At 68.3% G+C, this 7770-nt stretch carries 6 protein-coding genes; 2 read left to right on the forward strand and 4 right to left on the reverse strand.

Translation table 11 applies throughout. The annotated features are described in order from the left end of the window. Window positions 1-863: 863 nt before the first annotated feature. The 4 genes from ACQ0O7_RS44755 to ACQ0O7_RS44770 form a co-directional block, all read right to left on the reverse strand. Window positions 864-2849: a beta-galactosidase gene (locus ACQ0O7_RS44755; protein WP_430792035.1), complete on the reverse strand. Its 1986-nt coding sequence runs from the start codon at window positions 2847-2849 to the stop codon at window positions 864-866. Then, the gene (locus ACQ0O7_RS44760) at window positions 2846-4183 is read right to left on the reverse strand and encodes an ABC transporter substrate-binding protein (protein ID WP_430792036.1); all 1338 of its coding nucleotides are present in this window, start codon (window positions 4181-4183) and stop codon (window positions 2846-2848) included. Before ACQ0O7_RS44760 ends, ACQ0O7_RS44755 begins: the two co-directional genes overlap by 4 nt. A 34-nt stretch (window positions 4184-4217) precedes the next feature. After that, window positions 4218-5018: a carbohydrate ABC transporter permease gene (locus tag ACQ0O7_RS44765; RefSeq protein ID WP_430792040.1), complete on the reverse strand. Its 801-nt coding sequence runs from the start codon at window positions 5016-5018 to the stop codon at window positions 4218-4220. Window positions 5019-5089: 71 nt separating this feature from the next. Then, a complete protein-coding gene (locus ACQ0O7_RS44770) occupies window positions 5090-5956 on the reverse strand; it encodes a carbohydrate ABC transporter permease (RefSeq protein WP_430792037.1) in 867 nt (288 codons plus the stop codon). Window positions 5957-6130: 174 nt separating this feature from the next. Between ACQ0O7_RS44770 and ACQ0O7_RS44775 the strand changes: the two genes are divergently transcribed. Continuing rightward, window positions 6131-7114, forward strand: coding sequence for a LacI family DNA-binding transcriptional regulator (locus ACQ0O7_RS44775; RefSeq protein WP_430792038.1), 984 nt, complete (start codon window positions 6131-6133; stop codon window positions 7112-7114). A gap of 46 nt (window positions 7115-7160) precedes the next feature. Beyond that, window positions 7161-7523, forward strand: a complete 363-nt coding sequence (locus tag ACQ0O7_RS44780) for a spore germination protein GerW family protein (protein WP_430792039.1) — start codon at window positions 7161-7163, stop codon at window positions 7521-7523. Window positions 7524-7770 lie beyond the last annotated feature (247 nt).

The following is a 7770-nucleotide window of genomic DNA, read 5'->3' on the forward strand; positions in this document are numbered from 1 at the left end:
CCCGCTGGGCCAACCGCGAAATGACAAGGCCATTCACCATCCTCGGCCTCACCGGATGATGTTGAAACGACCGTGCAGCAGAGATCTTGGTGGATTTACCACCGAAAACGGTGGTAAATCCACCAAGATCGGCCAGGGCGGAGCTGGAAGGTGGACACTCGCGCGGGGAATTGACCGCGAGCGGGCCAGCGGACGAGAAGAAGGCTCTATTTGGTGGCACATCCGCCAAGATCGGCCAGGGTGGGGCCGGAAAGCGGACACTCGCACGGGGAGTTGACTCCGGACGGGCCAGCAGCTCAGAGGAAGACCCAAGACAGTGGTAAATCCTCCAAGATCGCGGCTGGGCGGGTCGTTCTGGCAACAGATCGGCCCGCGGACGGCCTGAAAACTTCTCGAAGTGCTTAAAAGGTGCGCAACCATCACCCCCGATCAGCTCTGGCGGCCGATCTAGCGCTTGGGGATCACCTCAAGTGCGGGCCGACATCCGGCAAAGGTTCTATTCTTCGCTAAAGCGACTTAAAACTTCCTAAGTTGCATATACGGGTATTCCCCGCGCGCACGGCCGGACGGTTCGAGCAGGGGCGGCTGGCCCGGTTGGTAGCGGGCGATCCAGCTGGAAGCGGTCGGACGCGTCGAAGGCCTGGGGGTTCGCATTCGCCCGGCGGTCGCCGGGCGGTCTTGAGGCGGGCCGGCCTCGCGGGGACCCTGGCTAGCGGCCCGATTTCTGTGGGGCCGAACGGCGTACATCCGCGGGGTTGGGAAAATCGCCTGCCTGGTGACGGAGGGCCGGCCTCGGGGGACGCGGACCGTGCCGGAGGTGGGCGGACATGGTGGGTACCGGGGTCGCCGGTACCCACCATGCACTAACGGTGCAGGACGCGGACCTCTCGGGGTGCGAGGGGCGGCTCGTCCAGGGTGGTCAGGTCGACCTGGTCGTCGGTTCGGTTGATCAGGAACCAGTGGGTGTCGCGGATGGTGAGTTCGACGCGGCCGGCCAGGTCTTCCGGTAGTTCGCTGCGTACGTCGGCCGGGGTGAGCAGGGACGGGAGGAGACGGGTCAGGCCGTCGGGGCCCAGGCGGGTGGAGACGTAGGACGCCGAGCCGGGGCCTACCGGGCGGCGGGTGACGGCCGGGCGTTCCGCCTGTTCGCCGGTCTTGTAGCGGGCCAGCACCGTCACGTCGGCGGCGGTGACGTCGATCCGGTCGGTCCACAGGGTGCCGGTGGTGCCGTTGTCCAGCTCGGCGGTCTCGTGGTCGAGCAGGGGGCCGAACTCCTCGATCCGGATGCCCAGCAGGTCCCGCAGGGCGCCGGGGTAGCCGCCCAGCCAGATCTGGTCGTGTTCGTCGACGATGCCGGAGAAGTACGTGGTGACCAGGTGGCCGCCGGCGGTGACGTACGCGTCCAGGCGGTCGGCGAGCGCGGACGGCACCACGTGCAGGATCGGGGCGATCAGCATCCGGTAGCCGTCCAGCGGGGCGCCGGCCGGCAGCACGTCGGCGCGGATCCCGTTGTTGAGCAGGGCGGTGTACCAGTCGAGGGCTTCCTGCCGGTAGCGCAGACGGTCGGTGGGGTGGGAGTCGTGTTCGGCGACCCACCACGACTCCCAGTCGAAGACGATGCCGACGGGGGCCTGGCTGCGGCGGGAGCCGGCTACCGGGGCCAGTTCGCGCAGCCGGTCGCCGAGGCGGACCACGTCGCGGAACAGGTCGCTGTCGGTGCCGGCGTGCGGCAGCATCGCCGAGTGGTACTTCTCCGCGCCGGCCTTGGACGCCCGCCACTGGAAGTAGCAGACCGCGTCGGCGCCGTGCGCGACGTGGGTGAGCGAGTCGCGGAACAGTTCGCCGGGTTTCTTCGCCACGTTGACCGGCTGCCAGTTGACCGCGCTGGTGGAGTGTTCCATCAGGAACCAGGGGTGCCCGCCGGCCAGGTTGCCGGTCAGGTTGGCGGAGAACGACAGCTCGTCGCGGGCCTGTGGGCCGGGCAGCACGTAGTGGTCGTTGGAGACGAAGTCGACCTCGGCCGCCCAGTCGGCGTAGTTCATCCCCCGGGTCTCGCCCATCACCATGAAGTTGGTGGTGACCGGCACCTCCGGCGTGATCTTGCGGAGGACCGCCCGTTCGGCCCGCAGGTGCTCCTTGAGGGCGTCCGAGGAGAACCTCTTGAAGTCGAGCTGCTGGGTCGGGTTGGGGTGGGAGGCGGCCAGCCGGGGCGGCAGGACCTCCTCGAAGTCGTCGTAGCGCTGCGCCCAGAAGGCGGTGCCCCAGGCGTGGTTGAGCGCTTCGACGGTGTGGTACCGCTCGCGCAGCCAGAGCCGGAAGGCGCGGGCCGCGTCGTCGGAGTAGTCGTAGATGTTGTGGCAGCCCAGCTCGTTGTTGACGTGCCAGGCGACCAGGGCCGGGTGGTCGGCGTACCGGACGGCCAGCTCACGGACCAGGCGCAGGGCGTAGTCGCGGAAGACCGGTGAGGTGGGCCGCCAGTGCTGGCGGGCGCCCGGCCACAGGGTCTCCCCGGTGCGGGTGACCGGCAGGATCTCCGGATGTCTGCGGGTCAGCCAGGGGGGTGGTGAGGCGGTGGCGGTGGCCAGGTCGACGGCGATGCCACCGGCGTGCAGCAGGTCCATCACCTCGTCGAGCCAGGCGAAGTCGAACACGCCCTCGCGGGGTTCGAGCCGGGCCCAGGAGAAGATCGCCAGGGAGACGACGGTGACACCGGCCTCGCGCATGGCGCGGACGTCGTCGTCCCAGACCTCGCGGGGCCATTGATCGGGGTTGTAGTCCGCGCCGAATTCCAGACGCGCCGACCCGGCGCGGCGAAGCCAGCGCCGGGTCGTCTCGAAACTCTGCGTCATTTAACTGTGAAACCCTGCTCCGTGCCGTACTTCACGGAGGCATCCTGCCAGGCCTTGAGACCGTCCGTCAGGGATCCCTGACCGATGTACGCCTTGCCCACCGTGTCACCGAAGATGCTGTTGGCGTAGACCTGGAACGGCAGGTACTTCCAGCCGGTGACGACCTGGCCGGCGGAGGCGGCGAGCACCTCGTTGACCTTCTGGCCGCCGAAGTACGGGAACTCCTTGCCCTGGAACGCCGGGTCGTTCAGTTCGGCGGTGGTGGCCGGGAAGGCTCCGGCGTCGACGCGGGTCTTGGCGCCCTCTTCGACGGCGGTGTACTTGAGGAACGCGTAGGCGAGGGCCTTGTTGGCGGCGGCGGTCGGGACGGCGAGCGAGCTGCCGCCGTTCTCCGCGGTGGCCTGGCCGCCGGCCTCCCACTGCGGCATCGGCGCGACCCGCCACTTGCCGCTGGCGGCCTTGGCGCCGGACTCCAGGTTGCTGGGCATCCACGCGCCGGTGACCAGGGTGGCGATGGTGCCGTCGCCGAGACCCTTGTACCACTCGTCGGTCCAGCCGACGACCGGCGAGAGCAGCTTGGCGTCGATCATCTTCTGCCACTGGGTGACGAACTTCTGGGTGCCCGGGTCGCTGAAGTCGACCCCGACGTCGGTGCCGTCGACGGTGTACGGCTTGCCGCCGGCCTGCCAGATCAGGCTGGTGGTGAAGCCGGCGTCACCGGAGTCGCTGGTGATGTACGCCTTCGGGTCGGCGGTGTGCAGCTTCTCGGCCGCGGCGGCGTACTCCTCCCAGGTGGTCGGCACCTCGATCTTGTGCTTGTCGAACACCTCCTTGTTGTAGAAGAGCGCCATCGGGCCCGAGTCGATCGGGAAGCCGTAGATCTTGCCGCCGGACTGCACGGCGTTCCAGGTGCCGGGGGTGAACTTGCCGTTCATCGCGGTGGCGCCGTAGCCGTCGAGTTCGGTGACCGTCTTGGCGAGGGCGAACTGCGGGAGCGCGTAGTACTCGATCTGCGCCACGTCCGGAACCCCGGTGCCGGCGGTGATCGCGTTCTGCAGGGCGACGTACTGGTCGTTGCCCTGACCGGCGTTGACCAGGTTGATCTTGACATTGGGGTACTTGGTCTGGAAGTCCGCGACCACCTTGGTGATCGTGGTGTCCCACGCCCACACGGTCAGGTTGCCACCGGCCTCCAGGGCGGCGGTGACGTCGGCCTCGGAGACCGATTCGCCGGAGCCGGTTCCGGTGGCGTCGTCGGAGCCGGAGCAGCCGGCCGCGAGCAGGGTTATCGACATCGCGGCGCCCAGGATGGCGCGCCGACGGGTGATCTTCATTCTCGGGTTGTCCCTTCGGTGATAGAGGGGGTTGTCACTGTTTGACGCTGCCCGCGGCCAGACCCTGCTGCCAGTACCGTTGCAGGAACAGGAACGCCACGGTGAGCGGGATGATGGTGAGCAGCGAGCCGGTGAGCACGAGGTCGAAGACCACGTCACCACCGACCGTGTTGGCCTGCCGGCTCCACGTGTAAAGGCCCAGCGTGAGCGGGTAGAGGTCGGCGTCCTTCAGCATGATCAGCGGGATGAAGAAGTTGTTCCACGTCGCGACCAGGTTGAAGAGCAGCACCGTGACCAGGCCCGGGGCGAGCAGCGGCAGCGCCAGTTTGAAGAAGGTGCGGAACTCGCCGGCCCCGTCGACCCGCGCCGACTCCAGGATCTCGGTCGGCACCGCCTCGGTGGAGTAGGTCCACATCAGGTACAGCCCGAACGGCGACAGCAGCGACGGCAGGATCACCGCCCACGGGGTGTCGGTCAGCCCCATCTTGGCGAACAGCAGGAAGGTCGGCACGGCCAGCGCGGTGGGCGGGACCGCGATGCCACCGAGCACCACGGCGAAGACCGCCTTGCGTCCGGCGAAGTCGAACTTCGCCAGCCCGTACCCGGCCAGAGCCGCCAGGATGGTCGCCCCACCGGCGCCCACCACCACGTAGAACAGGGTGTTGAGGATCCAGCGGCCGAAGACGCCGTCCTGGTAGGCGAAGGTGTCCGCGATGTTCTCGAAGAGCGCGAACTCCCCGCCGAACCAGAGCCCGAACGTGCCGAGCAGGTCCTCCTGGCTCTTGGTCGAGCTGAAGAACAGCCAGACCAGCGGCAGGAGTGTGTAGATCACCATGAGGCCGGTCACCACGGTGAGGGTGACGCTGCGCCCCGGCTTCTTGTTCTTCTTGACGCGGACGATGGTGCTCACAGCGCTCCCTTCAGCGACCGCCGCTGGAAGGCGTACGCCACGATCATCGTCGCCACGCCCATGATCAGCGCGATCGTCGCCGAGTAGTTGATCTGCTGCCCGGCGAAGGAGAGCTGGTACGCGTAGATGTTCGGGGTGAAGTAGGTGGTGATCGAGTTCGGCGCCAGGCTGTCCAGCACCTGCGGCTCGTTGAACAGCTGGAAGCTGCCGACGATGCTGAAGATGCCGGCGACCACCAGCGGCCCGCGCAGCGCCGGAAGCTTGATGGACCGGATGATCCGCCACTCACTGGCCCCGTCGATGGCGGCGGCCTCGTACAGCGAGGTGTCGATCACCTTGAGCCCGGAGTACAGGATCAGCATGTTGTAGCCGATGTACTGCCAGGTCACGATGTTGCCGATGGTGGTGAGGATCAGGCCGGGCCCGAGCGGGTCGGGGATGCTCAGCCCGAACGTCTCGTTGATACTGCCGACCAGGCCGAACCGGACACCGTAGAGGAAGCCGGCCATCAGGGTGGCGACGACCGAGGGCACCGCGTACGGCAGGAAGATCGAGATCCGGAAGAAGCTCGTCCCGTAGAGCCGCCCGCTGTCGATCGCGAGCGCGACCAGCAGCGCCAGGCCGAGCATGATCGGCACCTGGATCAGCAGGAAGAGCGAGACCCGGGTGATGGCCTCCCAGAATTGTGGATCGCTGAAAGCTTTCGTGTAGTTCTCGAGGCCGACGAAGCTGGTGCCGCCGACCAGTTGGGTGCGGAACACGCTCAGGTACGCCGAGTAGATGATCGGCGCCAGATACACCAGCGCGAAGACCGCCAGAAACGGACCGGTGAACTGCCAGCCAGTCCATGAACGCCGGGTCACCTCTGCCACCTCCGGAGGATGTTTACGTAAACATGGTCGTCATGTTTACGTAAACATGACTGCCGTATAGTGGCACGGGCCACAAATCACGGTCAAGGAGTGATCAAAATCGAACCTCCCCGGCTTCGCGTCGGCTCGGACGTCCCCGGCGGCCGCCGAAAACAACGCGTATCGATGGCTGACGTGGCCGCCCGGGCCGGGGTCTCCTCACAGACCGTGTCGCGTGTCGCCAACGGGCACCCCGGCGTCGTCGAAACCACTCGTGAGCAGGTACTCGCCGCCATGAGCGAGCTCGGTTACCGCCCCAACAGCGCGGCCCGCTCCCTACGGTACGGCCGGTTCAACACCATCGGTGTCATCCTGTTCGGTTTGTCCTCCACGGGAAACAGCCGAACCGTCGAGGCGATCGCCACCCAGGCCGCCACCGAGGGCTACGCGATAACCCTCATTCCGGTCGGCGCGCCCACCCAGGACAATGTCATGGGAGCGTTCACAAGAATGGGCGAACTGGCGGTCGACGGCGTCATTCTCATCATCGAGGTGCACCTGCTCGACGCCACCGCGGTGGCACTTCCGCCCGGCGTGCACGTGGTGGTCGTCGACTCCGACGCCGGCGACCGCTACCCGGTCGTCGACACCGACCAGGCCGACGGCGCCCACCAGGCCGTCCGGCATCTGCTCGAACTCGGCCACCGCACCGTCTGGCACGTCGCCGGGCCGGCCGAGTCGTACTCCGCCGAACGGCGTACCGGGGCCTGGCGCCGCGCCCTCGAAGAAGCCGGCCGCCCCGTCCCACCCCCCGAACGCGGCGACTGGTCCGCCGAGTCGGGCTACCACGCCGGCCTGCGCCTGGCCGCCGACCCGGACTGCACCGCGATCTTCACCGCCAACGACCAGATGGCCCTCGGCGTACTCCGCGCCCTGCACGAACGCGGCCGCCGGGTACCCGCCGACGTCAGCGTGGTCGGCTTCGACGATCTGGCCGACGCCGGCTCCTACCTGCCCCCACTGACCACCGTGCACCAAGACTTCGCCGAGGTCGGACGGCGCTGCGTGGACGCGCTGCTGCGCCAGATCCACGACGAACCGGCCGGCCCCGGCACCGATCTGGTCCCCACCCGCCTGGTGATCCGCGGAAGCACCGCCCCACCCGCTTGACGCGCGGGGCACGCTGGGAGGAGAACCTCGACACGGAGGGTGAACCATGCCACTCAGCGCCACGGAGATCCTGGAGAAGGCCAAGGCCGGCACCGACGCGGCCACCGTCGAACGCGTCTTCGGCGCCCCGATCGAACGCGACGGCGTCACCGTCGTCCCGGTCGCGGTCGTCGGCGGAGGAGCCGGCGGCGGGGGCGGCGGCGAGAGCGGAGAGGAGACGGCGGACGGAAAGTCCGGGTCAGGCGGTGGTTACGGCTACACCGCACGCCCGGCCGGCGTCTACGTCATCCGCAACGGCGAGGCCCAATGGCGCCCCGCCGTGGACGTCAACAAGATCGTCCTGGGCGGCCAGCTGGTAGGCGTCGTCGCACTGCTGGTGATCCGCTCACTGTTGCGCCGCCGCCGCTGAAAACCTGTCTCCGGTACGCCCCACAGCCCCACAACCGCAAGAAGCGGGCCCCGCGTCCACCGCGCGAGCCGGGCGCCCGGTCCGGACCGTCCGGCGGCCGCCGGGCGAATGCGGCCCCACCCGCGTGCCGCACAGCGGCGCAATCCGCACCGCCACGCGGCACACAAACCCAAACCCCGAACCGCGTGCCGCGGTGCGGCGCAATCCGCACCGCTACGCGGCACACGAACCCGGGACCCGAACCGCG

It is taken from the genome of Actinoplanes sp. G11-F43 (genome assembly GCF_050589265.1).
In the GTDB taxonomy this organism is placed as follows: domain Bacteria; phylum Actinomycetota; class Actinomycetes; order Mycobacteriales; family Micromonosporaceae; genus Actinoplanes.

Bases quoted from the DNA above. Each gene is read 5' to 3' on its own strand.
- ACQ0O7_RS44755 (WP_430792035.1), bottom strand. From the start codon at position 2,849: ATGACGCAGAGTTTCGAGACGACCCGGCGCTGGCTTCGCCGCGCCGGG.
- ACQ0O7_RS44760 (WP_430792036.1), bottom strand. From the start codon at position 4,183: ATGAAGATCACCCGTCGGCGCGCCATCCTGGGCGCCGCGATGTCGATA.
- ACQ0O7_RS44765 (WP_430792040.1), bottom strand. From the start codon at position 5,018: ATGGTGATCTACACACTCCTGCCGCTGGTCTGGCTGTTCTTCAGCTCG.
- ACQ0O7_RS44775 (WP_430792038.1), top strand. From the start codon at position 6,131: ATGGCTGACGTGGCCGCCCGGGCCGGGGTCTCCTCACAGACCGTGTCG.
- ACQ0O7_RS44780 (WP_430792039.1), top strand. From the start codon at position 7,161: ATGCCACTCAGCGCCACGGAGATCCTGGAGAAGGCCAAGGCCGGCACC.